This window comes from Roseobacter sp. AzwK-3b (assembly GCF_000170875.1).
Lineage (GTDB): Bacteria > Pseudomonadota > Alphaproteobacteria > Rhodobacterales > Rhodobacteraceae > Roseovarius > Roseovarius litoreus.
In genome coordinates this window covers 12321-26915 of record NZ_ABCR01000015.1, presented here as the reverse complement: position 1 = coordinate 26915, position 14595 = coordinate 12321, and the positions used below count along the sequence as shown (strand labels likewise).

At 55.3% G+C, this 14595-nt stretch carries 18 protein-coding genes; 9 read left to right on the top strand and 9 right to left on the bottom strand.

Annotated elements, in window-relative coordinates:
• Nucleotides 1-3 precede the first annotated feature (3 nt).
• The 3 genes from RAZWK3B_RS18695 to RAZWK3B_RS18685 form a co-directional block, all read right to left on the bottom strand.
• Nucleotides 4-231, bottom strand: a complete 228-nt coding sequence (locus RAZWK3B_RS18695; RefSeq protein WP_007817944.1) for a hypothetical protein — start codon at nucleotides 229-231, stop codon at nucleotides 4-6.
• Complete coding sequence (locus RAZWK3B_RS18690; RefSeq protein ID WP_007817943.1) at nucleotides 224-463, bottom strand: DUF6447 family protein; 240 nt, start codon at nucleotides 461-463, stop codon at nucleotides 224-226. The genes RAZWK3B_RS18695 and RAZWK3B_RS18690 overlap by 8 nt, the downstream gene beginning before the upstream one ends.
• 213 nt (nucleotides 464-676) lie before the next feature.
• A complete protein-coding gene (locus tag RAZWK3B_RS18685; protein ID WP_007817940.1) occupies nucleotides 677-2851 on the bottom strand; it encodes a hypothetical protein in 2175 nt (724 codons plus the stop codon).
• Nucleotides 2852-3057: 206 nt separating this feature from the next.
• Between RAZWK3B_RS18685 and RAZWK3B_RS20340 the strand changes: the two genes are divergently transcribed.
• From RAZWK3B_RS20340 to tnpC, 7 genes are all read left to right on the top strand, one after another.
• A complete protein-coding gene (locus RAZWK3B_RS20340) occupies nucleotides 3058-4230 on the top strand; it encodes a site-specific integrase (RefSeq protein ID WP_157132326.1) in 1173 nt (390 codons plus the stop codon).
• 83 nt (nucleotides 4231-4313) lie between these two features.
• On the top strand, nucleotides 4314-4742 hold the full coding sequence (locus RAZWK3B_RS18675; RefSeq protein WP_007817936.1) for a putative toxin-antitoxin system toxin component, PIN family: 429 nt from the start codon (nucleotides 4314-4316) through the stop codon (nucleotides 4740-4742).
• A complete protein-coding gene (locus RAZWK3B_RS20780) occupies nucleotides 4739-4963 on the top strand; it encodes a toxin-antitoxin system HicB family antitoxin (protein ID WP_007817934.1) in 225 nt (74 codons plus the stop codon). The genes RAZWK3B_RS18675 and RAZWK3B_RS20780 overlap by 4 nt, the downstream gene beginning before the upstream one ends.
• 752 nt (nucleotides 4964-5715) lie before the next feature.
• Entirely contained in the window at nucleotides 5716-6984 is a 1269-nt protein-coding gene (locus RAZWK3B_RS18665) for an IS256 family transposase (RefSeq protein ID WP_007817930.1), read from the top strand.
• 47 nt (nucleotides 6985-7031) lie between these two features.
• Nucleotides 7032-7427, top strand: coding sequence for an IS66-like element accessory protein TnpA (gene tnpA / locus RAZWK3B_RS18660; protein WP_232279570.1), 396 nt, complete (start codon nucleotides 7032-7034; stop codon nucleotides 7425-7427).
• Complete coding sequence (gene tnpB, locus RAZWK3B_RS18655; RefSeq protein ID WP_007812645.1) at nucleotides 7424-7777, top strand: IS66 family insertion sequence element accessory protein TnpB; 354 nt, start codon at nucleotides 7424-7426, stop codon at nucleotides 7775-7777. Before tnpA ends, tnpB begins: the two co-directional genes overlap by 4 nt.
• A 54-nt stretch (nucleotides 7778-7831) precedes the next feature.
• Nucleotides 7832-9391: an IS66 family transposase gene (gene tnpC, locus RAZWK3B_RS18650; protein WP_007813144.1), complete on the top strand. Its 1560-nt coding sequence runs from the start codon at nucleotides 7832-7834 to the stop codon at nucleotides 9389-9391.
• Between the two features lie 337 nt (nucleotides 9392-9728).
• Here tnpC and RAZWK3B_RS18640 read toward each other — a convergent pair whose 3' ends face one another.
• Both RAZWK3B_RS18640 and RAZWK3B_RS18635 read right to left on the bottom strand, forming a co-directional pair.
• Nucleotides 9729-10010 (bottom strand): hypothetical protein, encoded by a 282-nt coding sequence (locus RAZWK3B_RS18640; protein ID WP_157132323.1) that lies wholly within the window; start codon nucleotides 10008-10010, stop codon nucleotides 9729-9731.
• Between the two features lie 248 nt (nucleotides 10011-10258).
• Nucleotides 10259-10825: a tyrosine-type recombinase/integrase gene (locus tag RAZWK3B_RS18635; protein ID WP_037296278.1), complete on the bottom strand. Its 567-nt coding sequence runs from the start codon at nucleotides 10823-10825 to the stop codon at nucleotides 10259-10261.
• A gap of 270 nt (nucleotides 10826-11095) precedes the next feature.
• Here RAZWK3B_RS18635 and RAZWK3B_RS20770 point away from each other — a divergent pair, with 270 nt between their 5' ends.
• On the top strand, nucleotides 11096-11338 hold the full coding sequence (locus RAZWK3B_RS20770; protein ID WP_083799266.1) for a type II toxin-antitoxin system prevent-host-death family antitoxin: 243 nt from the start codon (nucleotides 11096-11098) through the stop codon (nucleotides 11336-11338).
• A complete protein-coding gene (locus RAZWK3B_RS20765; protein ID WP_083799265.1) occupies nucleotides 11331-11750 on the top strand; it encodes a hypothetical protein in 420 nt (139 codons plus the stop codon). Before RAZWK3B_RS20770 ends, RAZWK3B_RS20765 begins: the two co-directional genes overlap by 8 nt.
• A 10-nt stretch (nucleotides 11751-11760) precedes the next feature.
• Here the strand turns inward: RAZWK3B_RS20765 and RAZWK3B_RS18620 are convergent, their stop codons facing one another.
• From RAZWK3B_RS18620 to RAZWK3B_RS18605, 4 genes are all read right to left on the bottom strand, one after another.
• The gene (locus tag RAZWK3B_RS18620) at nucleotides 11761-12018 is read right to left on the bottom strand and encodes a DUF3768 domain-containing protein (protein WP_286131817.1); all 258 of its coding nucleotides are present in this window, start codon (nucleotides 12016-12018) and stop codon (nucleotides 11761-11763) included.
• A 67-nt stretch (nucleotides 12019-12085) separates the two neighbouring features.
• Nucleotides 12086-12544, bottom strand: coding sequence for a hypothetical protein (locus RAZWK3B_RS21500; protein WP_007817916.1), 459 nt, complete (start codon nucleotides 12542-12544; stop codon nucleotides 12086-12088).
• A gap of 385 nt (nucleotides 12545-12929) precedes the next feature.
• Nucleotides 12930-13556: a hypothetical protein gene (locus tag RAZWK3B_RS18610; protein ID WP_007817915.1), complete on the bottom strand. Its 627-nt coding sequence runs from the start codon at nucleotides 13554-13556 to the stop codon at nucleotides 12930-12932.
• A 278-nt stretch (nucleotides 13557-13834) separates the two neighbouring features.
• A complete protein-coding gene (locus tag RAZWK3B_RS18605) occupies nucleotides 13835-14539 on the bottom strand; it encodes an ATP-binding protein (protein WP_007817913.1) in 705 nt (234 codons plus the stop codon).
• Nucleotides 14540-14595: the final 56 nt, after the last annotated feature.

Below are 14595 nucleotides of genomic sequence, written 5' to 3'. Positions count from 1 at the left end.
CCGTCAGTCGCCAAGCAGCGCATCGAGGTCGATGCCCGATGTGCCTTTGACAATTTCATTCCGCAAATCCGACACGTAAGCGTTCTTCGCTCGCTTCAGGGCTTCTTCTTTTTGTTGCGCCTCTTGCAAGCGGTCGATTGTGTATTTCAGCATGTCGAAGGTTCTGCGTCCTTCCGCGCTGAGTTGCGAAAAGTCGTAGGTCTTACCACCGAATTTCACATACTCAGGCATCGTCAACCTCGGAGGATTGGGACTGTGGTTGAGGCATTTCCAGCTTCAACGCATGCAAATAGCCAAGTCGAGCTGTATCCGCGATGGCCCATTCATTGTTCAACTGCTGGATCTGTTGGTCACAGAAATGGACGCCGCGCAGCTGCGCCAAGGCTTGCTCGTTCATTGAGCTGACAGTGTATTCCTGGTCACCAATGGTGATGGTTTCGGGGAATTCATCAGTTGAGATCATCCTGTGCTCTCCTTGGGTCAGAATTTCCATCCGCTCCACTAGCCAAAGGCCCCCAGGAAAACCTGAGGACCTTTGCTGCTGATTTCATAAGGAGCGTTACAATCAGCGGAACTCGTCAATACGGCAGCAGAAAGTGAGATTTTTCATGGAGGGACAAGTGTGCTGCCTAGGGGTGACCCCGCCGCGTACGGCGAGGTCGGTAGTCAGACTAAGTTAGGCAATCGGTGTCTCAGCAGTGAGAATGCCATTTACTGCGTCGAAAGACAGATCTGCCAAGTCGAGGCCAGCAACTTCAACTTGGATCATGTCGGACCCTGTTGTTCCGTTACCCGCAGTTGCAACCTGCTCAACCCAGAGCGTAACGCCAGCGGCCGTCTCCTCAGCAAAAATCTCAAGAGTGGTTGCGCTACCGAGGTTATCGTCAGGAATGGTATCCGTCGCAGCAAGTTCAACGAAGGAATACTCACCTGCGCCCATGTAGAGGCGATCTGAACCGTCAGCATCGAAATCAGCAACAGTGAGTACACCAAGAAGTGCGTCGCCCGCGTCATACGAATAAACCTCAGCCTGAGCACCCGGAGCATCAAAAGCAACATTACCGCCAGCAGCTGCCAGAATATCGATGCCCAGACCGTCAGGCGCTGCGTCTGTAATTGCAGCTTCTGCATCAGTAACTGCCTGATCGAGAGTATCAGTTTGGTCTGCAAGGCTAACTAGATCGTTGTAATCCACGACGTTTGCTTCGAATGTCGCAAGGTTATCGTCAGCAACAGCAAGCGCTTCAACTGCAGCGATATAATCCGTCACGACTGCTGGGAGGGCACCAAAGTTTGCGACCTCTGCCCCGGCTACCAGAGCATCTTCGGCATCCGTGCGAGCAGTGTTTGCCGCAAGAAGCGCTTCTTCAGCATCCAGCTCAGCCTGCGCAGCAGCGATAACTGCATCAATCTCTGCGGCGTCAAGCACTTCAGCGTTGATTGTGTAAGTGCCTGCGGCTGCATCGACGGTAACCGCTGCATCAACCAGAGTAATCGTACCGTTAACGGCAGTAGCAAAGTTCACACCAACACCAACACCAACTCCGTCGGCATCAAACGACAATGTGCCATTGTTATCGTAAGCTAAAACAGCAGCAGCAGGATCATTCACTTCAGCAATTGCGGCTGTCGTAGCCGCGCTTGCAGCAGCTTCCGCTTCTACGGCTTCGATTGCAGCCTGTCGAGCAGCAACCACATCATCCGCCAATGCTGTCAATGCGGGATCATCAACGGCTGTAGCCGCAGCCGAGACCGCTGTTGTGGCAGTTTCTTGAGCAGTAGTAAGCTCTGCCCGAATATCGGTGATGGCAGCCTGAGCTGCAGCCGCGCTTGTAGCATGCGCTGCGACAAAATTTACGACGACAGAAGCAGCATCGATTGCCCCAACTTCCGTAACGATTGCAGCATCAATTGCCGCGTCTGCCTGAGCGTAGGTCGCATCAGCAGGATCGACTGCGCCCAAAGCCGTAACAACGTCTTCGTTAGCTACCGCCGTCGCGACGAAAGCGTCCTGCGCAGCTACCGCAGCTTCCACAGCCTGAATGGCCTGCGGAAGAGCATCAACCGTTGCAGCCGCTTCAATTGCCGCATCCAATTGACCGTTGAGGGTGACGAGATTACCCGCAGTCACGGTGCTCCCAGCCGCGGCTTCAAATGTGACGCTGTCGGCACCAAGCGTACCGCCAAGGCTCGCAACTGCAGCAATGACGTCGTTTGCTTCGGCGATGGAGCTCACGATGATCGTAACCGAGCTATCAGCAGAGCCACCGGTGACACCACCCGACAGGCCCAGGAACTGGGCAGCTGTCAGCGTGACGCCCGAGCTGACCGTGATCGACGCGATACCGGTCAGGTCCACTGCGGTCACGTCGACCGTACCAGCCGCGATGGCCAGCGTGTCGTATCCGCTCAGGTCCGAAGCCGCATCCAGCGTGACGACGTCTTCCGCATCGTCAAACCGCAGTGTCAGGGTTCCGGTGCCGCCAGCGCCTATTGTGGTGGCAAGCGCATCTGCACCAGCTGTGGGGCTTGCGACTTCGATGATCGGGTCAGCGCCGGTGATCGCAGTAATACCACCATCTACCAGTGCGATAAGGTTTTCGATCGGCGTTGTGGGAGCCGGGCCCTGAGTGGACGGTGCAAACGCAAATCCGCCACCGCTGGAGCCGCCACAAGCGGCCAGTGTCAGTGCCATGGAAAGGCCAGTACCACCTTTAACAGCACGCCGTGCCGTTTCGTTTTCCCATGCCTTAACGAATTTGTTGACAAGTTGTTCTTTCGTGCCGGCTTCAGGTGCCTGAATACCAGCCTCGTTTTCCAAGCGGTTGAGTTCCGCAAAGTCTTTAGCCATGTTAGCAACGGCACATGGACAGCTCCCTCAACGAAATCAGTACGTTGCAAGGAGATCACTCCAGCAAAATCCAGCGCGACATGCGTTTCGCTATTCCACGAGCGCATGTGGACAATTTTTCTTAGCGCAACCTATTGGTGTGACTGAGGGAATTTTTCAATCGCGACTTTTCCGATCAGGCCATAAAGTGCTGAAAAGGGCACAATATGAAAACTCGGCTCACAGATCGCGTCATCCAACGCCACCAACACCAACTAACGCAAGATCGCACCTCCATAACCGATAGCGTGATCAAAGGCTTCTTCGTGGAAATCCGAAAACGCTCGGCCACGTTCAATCTACGCAGCAGCATCGACGGCAAGATGCGGGTGATCAAGCTGGGACGCTTTCCAGAAATCTCAACCGAACGAGCCCGTGCACTGTGTCTGGAACACAAGCAGCGCATCAGCCAAGGTGCCACCGTGGATGATCTGACCAAGCCCGTCCGAAGCATGACGCTGGATCAGTTTTACCGTGACCACTTCCTGCCCTGGTATCAAACCTACCGCCGAAACAGCACCAATATCGTGCAACTGTATCGCAGCACATATCATATCCGATACGGGCATCGGCACCTGCACACGATCTGCCAGGATGATCTGCGCAAACTCACCAAGGAAATGCAGGACTTGGGTTATGCACCAGGATCGGTCAACCGAACCGTGGTGATCTTGCGTGGCATGCTCCGACGCGCGGACGACTGGGGGTATTGTAAAATCCACAGCAGTCTTCAGAAACCACCCAACCTGCTGCCTGATCACCCACGCCACGAGCGGTTCCTGTCGCGCGAGGAAGCACAAAGACTGCAGGCCGTTTTGCAGCGCCGCGGTGCCACACCCGTAAATCTTGCCATCTTGTTTTTGCTCTACACCGGTGCTCGCAGAAGCGAGGTGCTCAACGCAGACTGGGCACATGTGGATTTTGCGCGGCAGGAATGGCGCATACCCATCAGCAAAAACGGTCGACCGCGCACAGTCATTCTCAGCGACCGTGCTGTGGATATTCTGGAGCAGGCCCGTGCGTATCAGCAGCGCCATTTCGTCAAGCAAGCCCGCTCAGTCTCCACTGTATTTGCCAATCCCCAAACCCGTCAGCCCTATCACAATATTTGGGAGACCTGGAAACGAGTGCGGGCGGAAGCCGATTTGACTGATGTTCGATTACATGACCTGCGCCATAGCTATGCCAGCACTCTGATCAATGCGGGTGTCAGCATCTACGAAGTCCAGAAGCTGCTTGGGCACACCAACATTACCACCACGCAGCGTTATGCGCATCTGGCCAGTGAGCGTCTGCATGAAACCGTAAAGTTGGTGGATGCCGGGTATGGGTGGGGATGAACGAAGCACTCAGGGCGAATATTTGTTACAGTAATACAGTCTCGCCAACTTGAATTTGATAGCGCATATGATATCATTAAGCTATGCGAATTGTGATTGATACCAATGTAATCGTGGGCGCGATGTTACGCGAAGGCGGAGCATCAAGAGAAATTCTGCGGCGGTGCTTTAATGCAGAATTGCAGCCACTTATCGGACTAACGCTCTTCCTAGAGCTGGAAGATGTGCTCAAGCGGCAGTCCTTGTTCGAGACTTCCCGCCTGACGGAAGAGGAACGCACTGAATTGTTTCATGCATTCTTGAGCGTCACGATTTGGGTACCAATTTTCTACAGATGGCGGCCCAATCTACGTGATGAAGCTGACAACCACGTTCTAGAGCTGGCCGTGGCAGGGAATGCTGAATGTATTATCACTAAAAACCGACGTGATTTCAGCGATATGGACCTGCAGTTCAACGATATCAAAATCATGACGCCTGCTGATTTTTTGGAAAGAGGACGTACAACATGAGTGTAGTGACCCTTAGGCTACCAGACGAGCAACACCAAAGACTTAAAGCACTGGCCAAATCGCGCGGCATCAGTGTCAACAAGCTTTTTGAACAATTGACAGCTCAGGCGCTTACCGAAAACGATATCGAATTGCGGTATAGATTGCTGGCTTCAAAAGGCTCTGCATCACGCGGGTTAGAATTGCTGGATAAATTAGATCAGCGGGACGGAAAGCACTGATTTATGTCCCAACAGCTCCACAGCCGCACTGAGCTGTTCGACATTGACGTCGATATAGCGTTGCGTGGTTGAGATGTGACGACCCAATCAGTTGGACACAGGCTCGGACAAGAAGGTATACCACGGCCATATCGTCTACAGTGAACGCTATCTGATCCCGTTCTTTGACGCTCAGTATGTGTGCAGCATCAACTGCGAGAAAATCCAGCAGTTCTAACGGTTGTGGCGCGAGCGCAGGGGGCCTGAGTCAAAATGAAATCTTGTTTCATATGCCTGCTTTTCTGAGCATACGAAAAAATAGCATGGTCGCCGTGATCAATACCAGCATCCCCATGATGTCGCCGATTAAATAAAAGATCATTGTCTGCATAGAGTTTCCCGTGATGGCATTGGATCCTACTGCGTTAATCACTGACGCGACGCCCCCAACGGCAACGACGTTCCGCCAGCTGGTGATGTATCCAGCACTGAGCCGCATATCGGTCCCTAATCTCGATGCAATTTCAAAGACCAGAGGAACGCAAATTAAGCCAAATACTGGGTAAGCGGTCGCTGGCCCTCACCTTTTACCCGCTTGTCTGACCTGCGATGCCATGTCCGATGGAGATCGGTGCAGGAGTTTCGCGATGGCGACTACGTTGGAGTTTCTCCGGGATTGAGCTATGCGGAAAACTGGGTGACGGGGTTTGAGAGGGTGGCGTATCGTGGCGGGTGCTGAAGCCTGCCAGAACTTCCAAGAGGAACGATACGCCATGGAGAAGACTACAGACATCATCGCCCTTCGTCAGCCGGAAACTGTCGATGATCCGCTGACTAAGATTGCCCGGGATGGGGCGCGCCGCATGCTGGCTGCCGCGCTGCGGGCAGAGGCCGACGCCTTCGTTGCAGAGTATGCAGAAGACCTCCTGCCGGACGGCCGCCAGCGCGTTGTGCGACATGGTTACGGGCCGGAGCGCAGCATCCAGACTGGGATCGGGGCGCTCGACGTCCAGCGCCCGAAGGTGCGCGACCGCGCCACTGACGTGCCAGCTGACCAGAAGATCCGGTTCACCTCGGCGATCCTGCCGAAATGGGCGCGCCGCTCTCGTAGCCTCGATGCGCTGCTGCCGGTCCTGTATCTGCGCGGCATCTCGACAGGCGACTTCCAGGAGGCTCTGGCCGCAATCCTGGGGAAGGATGCGCCGAACCTGTCGCCGAGCGTGATCTCGCAGCTGACCGGGGAGTGGCAGCAGGACTATAACCGCTGGCAGCGCCGCGACCTCTCGGCCCGTCAATACGTCTACATCTGGGCGGATGGCGTGTATCTGCAGGCCCGGATGGAGCCACAGGCCGAGTGCATGCTGGTCATTCTCGGGGCCACGCCCGAGGGGAAGAAGGAACTCGTCGGTTTCCAGGTCGGCGTGCGAGAAAGTGCCCAGAGCTGGCGGGAGCTCTTGGTAGATATCAAGGCGCGCGGCCTCGCAGTGCCGCCCGAGATCGCGGTCGGCGACGGGGCTATGGGGTTCTGGAAGGCGCTCGACGAGGTCTTCCCGGGCACGCGTCATCAAAGGTGTTGGGTCCACAAGATCGCCAACGTCCTGAACAAGTTCCCGAAATCCATGCAGCCGGCGGTGAAGGCTGATCTGCGGGAAATATGGCAGGCCGACACACGTGCCGCAGCGGAAACCGCCATGGACACTTTCGCCGAGAAATACGGTGCCAAATACGACAAGGCGGTCACGTGCCTGACTAAGGACCGCGAGGCGCTTCTCGCCTTCTACGACTTCCCGGGCGAACACTGGGATCACCTGCGCACGGGCAACCCGATCGAGAGCGTCTTCGCCACCGTCCGACATCGGACCGTGCGCACCAAGGGAGCGTTGTCGCAGAAGACGGCGAAGCTGATGGTCTTCAAGCTCGTTCAGGCCGCAGCCAAGACGTGGCGGCGCCTGAAGGGCGCGAACCAGTTGCCTTTGGTCATCGAAGGCGTCACATTCACCGACGGTGTTGCCATAAACGACACTGAAAACCGCGCCGCCTGATCAGGCCGTGTCACCCAAAATCCCGCATAGCTCTCCGGGATTACGGGGTGGACATAAGGACCAACGGACAGCGACGCTGGCCGGATGAGATAAAGGCTCGGATCGTTGCTGAGAGTTTGCAGCCAGGTGTGAGCGTGAATGCAGTTGCGGCGCGGTATGGTCTTCGGGCGAACCATTTATCGGAATGGCGTAGTCGGGCACGTGATGGCCGGTTGGTTTTGCCTGTGGTTGAAGATGACAGCTTCTGTTTTGCACCGATCGTCGTGTCGGATGGTGGCGGCGGTGCGGATGTGCCGGCTGTCGCCGGGCAGCCCACAAAGCCTGACGGGTTGTCCTGTAAACCCATCGAGATTGCGATAGGTCGTGTGACAATCCGGGTCGATGGCACCACCAGTTCTGACCGGATTGCCGAGATCGTGCGGGCAATCGGGGCGCGGCCATGATGTTCCCGTCAAACCGCGTGCGGGTTCTGGTCTCGACGCAGCCAGTGGACTTCAGGAAAGGTCATGATGGTCTGGCGGCAATCGTGTCATCTGTGCTGCGCAAGGATCCGTTCACCGGCACGGTGTTTGTGTTCCGATCGCGCCGTGCCGATCGGCTGAAGCTTCTTTACTGGGACGGCACCGGTCTGGTGATGGCTTACAAGCGACTGGAGGAGGCAACCTTCACCTGGCCTGCGATCAAGGACGGGGTGATGGCGTTGAACCATGCCCAGTTCGAGGCGCTGTTTGCCGGGCTGGACTGGCGTAAGGTTAAAGCCTTAGAGGCGCGCCCCCCTGCTGCGGCAGAGTGAATCAACCATATGTTTTTGCGTGATTTTACTGGGGCATCTGGGTAGCTATGGCCTATGCAAACTGCCCCGCAACTTGATCTTTCCGCTATCCCGGCTGCGCAACGCGCGGCGGTTCTGGCGTTGATGGAAAAGGTAGCGGCGCTCACAGAAATAACCCAACGGCAAGAGCACCTGATCGCCGAGTTGAACCATGCCCTGCATGGGAAGCGGTCGGAAAAGCTGACCGAGGATGAGCGACAGCTGGCGTTCGAGGATCTGTCCATCGCACTGGCAGAGGTCGAGGTGCAGAAGGAACATCTGGCTGACAGGTCAGGTGACAAGACGACAACCAAGCCTGCGCCGAAGCGCACCATCGGCAATCTGCCGACAGCATTGCCCCGCATCGAAGAGGTCATCGAACCCGAGAGCCTGATTTGCCCTTGTGGCTGTGGCGTCATGCACAAGATCGGTGAAGACCGCAGCGAGCGGCTGGATATCGTGCCAGCGCAGTTGCGCGTCATCGTCACCGTGCGCCCGAAATACGCCTGCCGGACCTGCACCGACGGCGTGACCCAAGCCCCCGCACCATCGCATCTGATCATGGGCGGCCTGCCGACCGAGGCGACCATCGCCCATGTGCTGGTCAGCAAATATGCCGACCACCTGCCACTATACCGCCAAAGCCAGATTCTGGCGCGGGCGGGTCTTGATCTGCACCGCGCTGTGCTGGCCGATTGGGTGGGTAAGGCGGCGTTCCATCTCAAGCCCGTCGTCGACCGGCTGACCGACCATCTGAAGCGATCCAGCAAGCTGTTCATGGATGAAACCACGGCCCCGGTGCTGGACCCAGGGCGCGGCAAAACCAAAACCGGGTATCTCTGGGCACTGGCCCGCGATGACCGACCATGGGGCGGTGAGGACCCGCCAGGCGTGGTCTACTTCTATGCCCCCGGGCGCGCGGGCCAGAATGCCGAAACATTCCTGACAGGCTTTGATGGCATCCTTCAGATCGACGGATACCAGGGCTACAACCGGCTGACCAAGCCTACCCGCAAGGGCGGCAATCCCATTCGCGTGGCCCATTGCTGGGCCCATGCCCGGCGCAAACTGAACGAAGTCTTTGACCGCGATAGATCAGAGATCGCCGCCGAAGGCCTGCGCCGCATCGCCGGGATCTATGCCGTAGAAGCTGACATTCGTGGCATCTCCCCCGGCCAGCGATTGTCTGCCCGCCAGACCCACAGCGCTCCACTGGTCGCGGCCTTCGGTGATTGGCTGCAGGCTGAGCGACGCAAGGTCTCTGCCAAATCCCGCTTGGGCGAAAAGCTGACTTACATCCACAATCACTGGGACGGGCTGCAGACCTTCTTGGCTGATGGTCGCGTCGAGATCGACAACAACCGCGTCGAAAACATGATCCGACCGATCGCTTTGAACCGCAAGAACTCACTCTTCGCGGGTCACGACGAGGGCGGCATCGCTTGGGGCCGCATTGCCTCGCTCATCGAAACCTGCAAAATCAACGGCGTCGAGCCCTTCGCCTATCTCAAGGCAACCCTCACAGCGATCGCCAATGGCCACCCGCAAAACCATATCGAAGACTTGCTACCGTGGAACTTCAAGCCGTCAAGCTAAGCCGTCAGTGTTGTCCAGCGAACGCTTACAATACTGGCATCAGTATCACACCCAAGTCAGCTCCCACGAGGTCGACACGAGCCCAGTGCAGGTATGCTTGTATCGGCAGCAGGTAGAGCACAGATGTCCACCCATACAGCCATGCAGCAATCACGCGAATTCCATGCGGCAAAAATATTAGGCTTGCCGACTGTACTGCGCTGATGTCTCCCCAATTTGTCGGTAGAAGGGTGGTGACGAAATAGCTGAAAGTAAAAGCACTTGAGAGCACCAAAATCCGCAGGATATGGGTTTGCATATTTTCGAAAGCCCCCAAGTACATCTTCGCATTCAGATGTTAATGCGGAACCACTTTATATGCCCCATTTTTTCTTTCAGGTGCGACGAGCAAGTTCCTCTGCGCCAGCCCTTTTAAAACTCGGTAGAAGGTAGTCCTTGGTAAATCACGGACCAGCTCGTGCGAGTAAATATTGCCAGCAGACAGTTCGACGTGCTGTTTGCTTAAAAGAACGGTGGCATAGTAAATATCGCGCTCATGCTGGTTAAGGCTCTCTAATCCAAAAGACTTTTCTGCGTCCAGCAACAGTCCCCGCAAAGCAGCGATGCCATCGATTTTCATGAATATCTTATCTCCCATCATGTGTCGGGACGATACTTTCCTTCGAGATTAATAGCAAATAGGTGTTATGAAACCGCATTAAAGTATTCCGTCTGATTTCAGAATGAAACCCAGATGCTCGGAGCAAGAGGCTCCGCAAGCTGAAGCACGCTTTACGAAGTCCTGCGTCTACAAGTTTCAGAAGGGCGGCAATTCTGGCGTTTTGGGTCGAGTGGCTCAAGCAAGAGCTGCGCCTGCAGTGATACAAGTCACAACAGCTCCACAGCCGCGCTGAGCTGTTCCACATTGACGTCGATATAGCGTTGCGTGGTTGAGATGTGGCTGTGTCCGGCCAATTCGGCCAGCAACCGGACACCCACACCCTTGTTTGCCAATCTTGTGATATAGGTCCTGCGCCCCGAATGGCTGGAAGCGTCCCTGAGCCCAACAGCCCGGTATATGTCCAAGAACAGCTGGCACATGGTATTGGCTGAGAAATGCCCGCCCTTCTGACTTTCAAACAAGGGCCGCTTTGGGTCGCTCAAGTTGAGGGCGGAGGCATAATCGGCCAATGCCCTGCGCAACCGCTGGTTCAGATATACAGTTCTTGTCCGACCGCCTTTGCTTTGGGCTGCGGACAGGATGAACTGGTCACGTACCGCGCCCTGGTCGTCAAAAACATCCCCACGTTTCAGCGCAGCGATTTCTTTGGCACGCAGCCCTGCGTAGAAGCTGAACAGCACGATGGTTTCATCGCGTACTGGATGTCGCCGACTGCGGCAGTATTGTGTCACCCGACGCAGTTGAGCTTCGTTCAGTGTCTGTGCTTGCCGCATGCTGCGATCCCCTAAAAACCTCATTTTTTCATATGCTCGAGTATAAACTATTAGGTTTTGGGTCGTCGACCGAATTCCAGCTCGGCCTGACCTCCAAGGTTCTCAATGGGTTACGCAAAAACCTAATGGAATACATATTCTATTAGGTCTTGATCGTTGAATGCAGCATCAACATCCGCACGGAATTCACTCCCATACAGCCCCATGGTGCGGTTCCTTGACGATAGGCATTTTAGCTAATATGTGTAATTCGCGAACGAGGGACGGAACATGCGAAATTTTTCATCTACTGAGCTGGCCAACAAAACCGGGGACGTGCTCGCCGCTGCCGCCCAGGAACCCGTGAATATAAAACGCCACGGCAAAACACGTTTCGTGCTGCTGAGCGTGGAACAGTTTGAGCGACTGAGCATGAGCGCCGATCAACGTCGCTCTGTTCATGTTGAGGATTTGACTGCAGAAGAAGCAGACGAATTGATCGCGCAACTGGAGCATAGCATCGCGCATGACTGATGCCCCGCGCGCAGGTCATGTCCTTCGCTATCCCTACCTATGGGCGCGGCAGGCAACTCATGGGGAAACAGAAGGTCGCAAAGCCCGTCCCTGTGCTGTGATATTGGCACTACAGACTGGTGGTGGGCAAACTGAACTTCGCCTCTGCGCAGTCACTACGCAACCACCACAAACCGGCATACGTGCTGTTGCAGTCCCGGAAATAGAAAAGCGACGTGCTGGACTGGATGGCGACTATGCACTTTGGGTGATCGTGGATGAACACAACGTGGATGTGCTGGAAAACAGCTTCTACATCGAGCCCAATAGTCACATGGGCGCATTCAGCAGCGCGTTCACCAAAGACCTTCAAGCAGAAATGATCTTGGCCTTGCGTCAGCACAACTCAAAAGCTGTACGTCGGCGAGATTGACATCCAGCGCTCAGTATTCCTCGGCCAGCATCACCGTGAGCACCCGCGCTGTGACGGTGTCATCGGCGGGATCAGGCGAGTGCATGGAGAAGTCCAGATCGTAATAGTCCCAACGCCAAAACACCTGCACCTCGCCCCACAGAAACGACCCAAAGTCATGCTCCTGATAGGGGTCGTTGTGTGCTGTGAATTGGTCATAACTTCTGACCCGGGCCAGTATGTGTTGAACTGCGTCATCACCCATTGCCGCAATACCCCGCGTGATCACGACACGACAGCCAGTGAATGACTGCCGGGCCTGGTCATTGAGCTCCCGAATACGAGCAGTGATACACTCACCCATTTTGTGCTGCCCGAGCTGTACCGGGTTTGTTGCGGGGTCTGCGTTCAGTGGCCCGGGCAATAGCTGCGTCCAAGTCACCGGCCTGTACTGCCGACAAGAACACATCCAGGACCTGTCCCACCTCTCGGAGCGACGACACGAACACAGCATTGTTCTTTCCATCAACGGCCATCACCCGTGCCCCATAACGGCACTGCACATACCACCCGCCGTCTTGCTCAAAGAACCAGGGCCGCACACGACGATGGGTTTTGACAGCAACCCGCTCGCCCTGGTCGTTGGTCATCCATTTGTGTCGCTCAACCCGGTAGTCCTCACCCTTGAGTACTGCTGAATGTACCCGCTGTTGCTCCTGTAAATTGGCCACGAGTTTGTCACGACGCGCGATAACAGGATCACGTGCAGTGCTACGGGTAACCGATCGGAAGTTGAGCTTTGCCAATGCGCTCATGTTCAGGATCTCCTTGATATACATCTATAAGGAGAATATAATTCCAGGCGTCACTGGTCGCGATCAGAAAGGCAAGCGGTCTGCCAGAAACCTATCCAGCGAACCAACCGAAACAACGCTCATAAAAAAAGCGTCCCACGGTGCTAACCGCTGACGCTCTCACATGTGTGTTGGGCATGTGCCACTCAAGTCCTAAACCATTGTATGTATTCGAGCATCTGTTCGTCTATGAACCAGTGGCGGTGTTTCATCGATGCCGTTTTAACTCTCGTTCGTTTTCACCATCGCCTGTTCGAACATTTGGTCATGAACAAGGATGTGCCAAGAAATCCATCTCGGACACGATCTCGTTTGGGTTGTCTGGTATGTTGCAGTGCGAAGGGGCCTAGCCACGCTTCGCTACGAGGTTTCCGTCGTCTGCGTCATACGCTGCCTGTTGAGCCTGTAATGCCTGTCGTGCGTGCCTGAGCCAGATCGGGCTGGCTGCCCTAGAAATTCTTTCTGCCTGAGCGTCATGCTCGTATCGGGCCAATTCCCTGTGGTCGGTGTGGTCCCAGCTGATCTCATCCAACAGGGTCGCGCTGCCCAACCGCCAATATTCCTTTGTCACATAGTTCACTGTGCGCCCACGATTGATCACCGGCATGATCCAGTTCTTGTCCAACGGTGCTGTCTGCTGATGATGCTGTGCCCAAATCGCGTTGAGCGCGGTGCAGGCGTGCTCTGTGTCCGCGATGGGGGATTTCAGCAGGAAGTGGACGTGGAAATTTTCGCTGTCGCTGCCGGTATGTGCAAAACACCAGCGCGGCACGCGCATCTTCTGTCGTGCTGCAGCATGGCCGAAAAACACCCGATCTATTCGGTTCCAATATGAGCGTAGCAGTTTTTGGGCGGTGTCACTGCCGATGGTTCTGCCGTTGACGAACTTCAGCGTGCCAAACACGTCCCAGTCTTCCCTGAGCAAATATCTATTCAGTTCTCGTCGTTCCTGTTTGCGTCGCGCAATCGTCATGTGGGGTCCTCCACATGTATTTATCAACGAGGACGAAAAAGCAGGTGCTTTGCGGTGGGTCGGATTGCATGAAAACACAGCGCTCTGACAACAGTGGTTGACCACAGTTGTTCGACCACAGTTCTTCAACAACAGTGGTCTGACAACAGTGGTCTGACAACAGTGGTCTGACAACAGTTGTTCGACAATAGTGTGTCAACAACAGTATGTTGAACATCAGATCGTCAGGAGCCTGTTCACAAAAAAAGGGGCAGACTGTGATGCCTGCCCCTGATCGTTTATTTGTCAGTATGTGTTGGCACCACCGTCAAGCTAGGCTTAGGCGGGTGCAGCTGCAGACCTTGCCGCAATTGCTCGACCCCTTCCTCCAACCTGGGCAGCATATCGCGTATGTCGCCGTTAAATGTGCTCAGCAACATCTGCAATGCGTGTGTGCTAACCGCAAAGCCTTCTTGCTGCATAATGGCCTGCGCGCGTGGCAAACAATCCTGCAAGCTTGGCGGTGCAAGTTCTACACGCTCAAACCTGCTTTGCAGCGCAGGCATGATTTTCTGCTTTACGCCCTGCACACCTGGTTGCTCGTTCGTGGTGACCACCAGCTCAATCCCTTTGTGCTTTTCCATCCACGCCCGGAATTTAGCCTGCGTGTCACGGTCCATCTCATCAAATTCATTGATGAGTATAATGGGCACTTTCCCGGTCAGCCGCTGCAGCATTTGAATACTGCTGAGATTTGCAATCTCTTTGGCTGTCAGCTCAGCGCCGTTGAATTCTTCAATGGCGCCAGTATGTCCCGCGGCACGATAGCGCTCGCGAATAATCACCCGTGCTGTTGTGGTCTTTGCAGTTCCGGGCGGTCCCCACAGCATAAGCGGTTTGTAGGCTTTGCCAGCGGCGTAGCGCTGGCATGTTGCCTGCGCAATTGGATCCGCAAATATCAGCTCTGCAACTGTTAGTGGCTCGTACTTTTTTTCAAACGTCATAGACTTCTCCCTTTAAACGTTAAGTGCACGCAAAGCGCAAAAGCTCTGCGTGCACT

Excerpts from the sequence above, each read along its gene's own strand:
- RAZWK3B_RS18635 (WP_037296278.1), bottom strand. The coding sequence starts at position 10,825 with ATGCGGCAAGCACAGACACTGAACGAAGCTCAACTGCGTCGGGTGACA.
- RAZWK3B_RS18605 (WP_007817913.1), bottom strand. The coding sequence starts at position 14,539 with ATGACGTTTGAAAAAAAGTACGAGCCACTAACAGTTGCAGAGCTGATA.
- RAZWK3B_RS20780 (WP_007817934.1), top strand. The coding sequence starts at position 4,739 with ATGAGTGTAGTGACCCTTAGGCTACCAGACGAGCAACACCAAAGACTT.
- RAZWK3B_RS18675 (WP_007817936.1), top strand. The coding sequence starts at position 4,314 with ATGCGAATTGTGATTGATACCAATGTAATCGTGGGCGCGATGTTACGC.
- RAZWK3B_RS18640 (WP_157132323.1), bottom strand. The coding sequence starts at position 10,010 with ATGAAAATCGATGGCATCGCTGCTTTGCGGGGACTGTTGCTGGACGCA.
- RAZWK3B_RS20770 (WP_083799266.1), top strand. The coding sequence starts at position 11,096 with ATGCGAAATTTTTCATCTACTGAGCTGGCCAACAAAACCGGGGACGTG.
- RAZWK3B_RS18695 (WP_007817944.1), bottom strand. The coding sequence starts at position 231 with ATGCCTGAGTATGTGAAATTCGGTGGTAAGACCTACGACTTTTCGCAA.
- tnpC (WP_007813144.1), top strand. The coding sequence starts at position 7,832 with ATGCAAACTGCCCCGCAACTTGATCTTTCCGCTATCCCGGCTGCGCAA.
- RAZWK3B_RS21500 (WP_007817916.1), bottom strand. The coding sequence starts at position 12,544 with ATGAGCGCATTGGCAAAGCTCAACTTCCGATCGGTTACCCGTAGCACT.
- tnpB (WP_007812645.1), top strand. The coding sequence starts at position 7,424 with ATGATGTTCCCGTCAAACCGCGTGCGGGTTCTGGTCTCGACGCAGCCA.
- RAZWK3B_RS18610 (WP_007817915.1), bottom strand. The coding sequence starts at position 13,556 with ATGACGATTGCGCGACGCAAACAGGAACGACGAGAACTGAATAGATAT.
- RAZWK3B_RS20340 (WP_157132326.1), top strand. The coding sequence starts at position 3,058 with ATGAAAACTCGGCTCACAGATCGCGTCATCCAACGCCACCAACACCAA.
- RAZWK3B_RS18690 (WP_007817943.1), bottom strand. The coding sequence starts at position 463 with ATGATCTCAACTGATGAATTCCCCGAAACCATCACCATTGGTGACCAG.
- RAZWK3B_RS20765 (WP_083799265.1), top strand. The coding sequence starts at position 11,331 with ATGACTGATGCCCCGCGCGCAGGTCATGTCCTTCGCTATCCCTACCTA.
- RAZWK3B_RS18685 (WP_007817940.1), bottom strand. The coding sequence starts at position 2,851 with ATGGCTAAAGACTTTGCGGAACTCAACCGCTTGGAAAACGAGGCTGGT.
- RAZWK3B_RS18665 (WP_007817930.1), top strand. The coding sequence starts at position 5,716 with ATGGAGAAGACTACAGACATCATCGCCCTTCGTCAGCCGGAAACTGTC.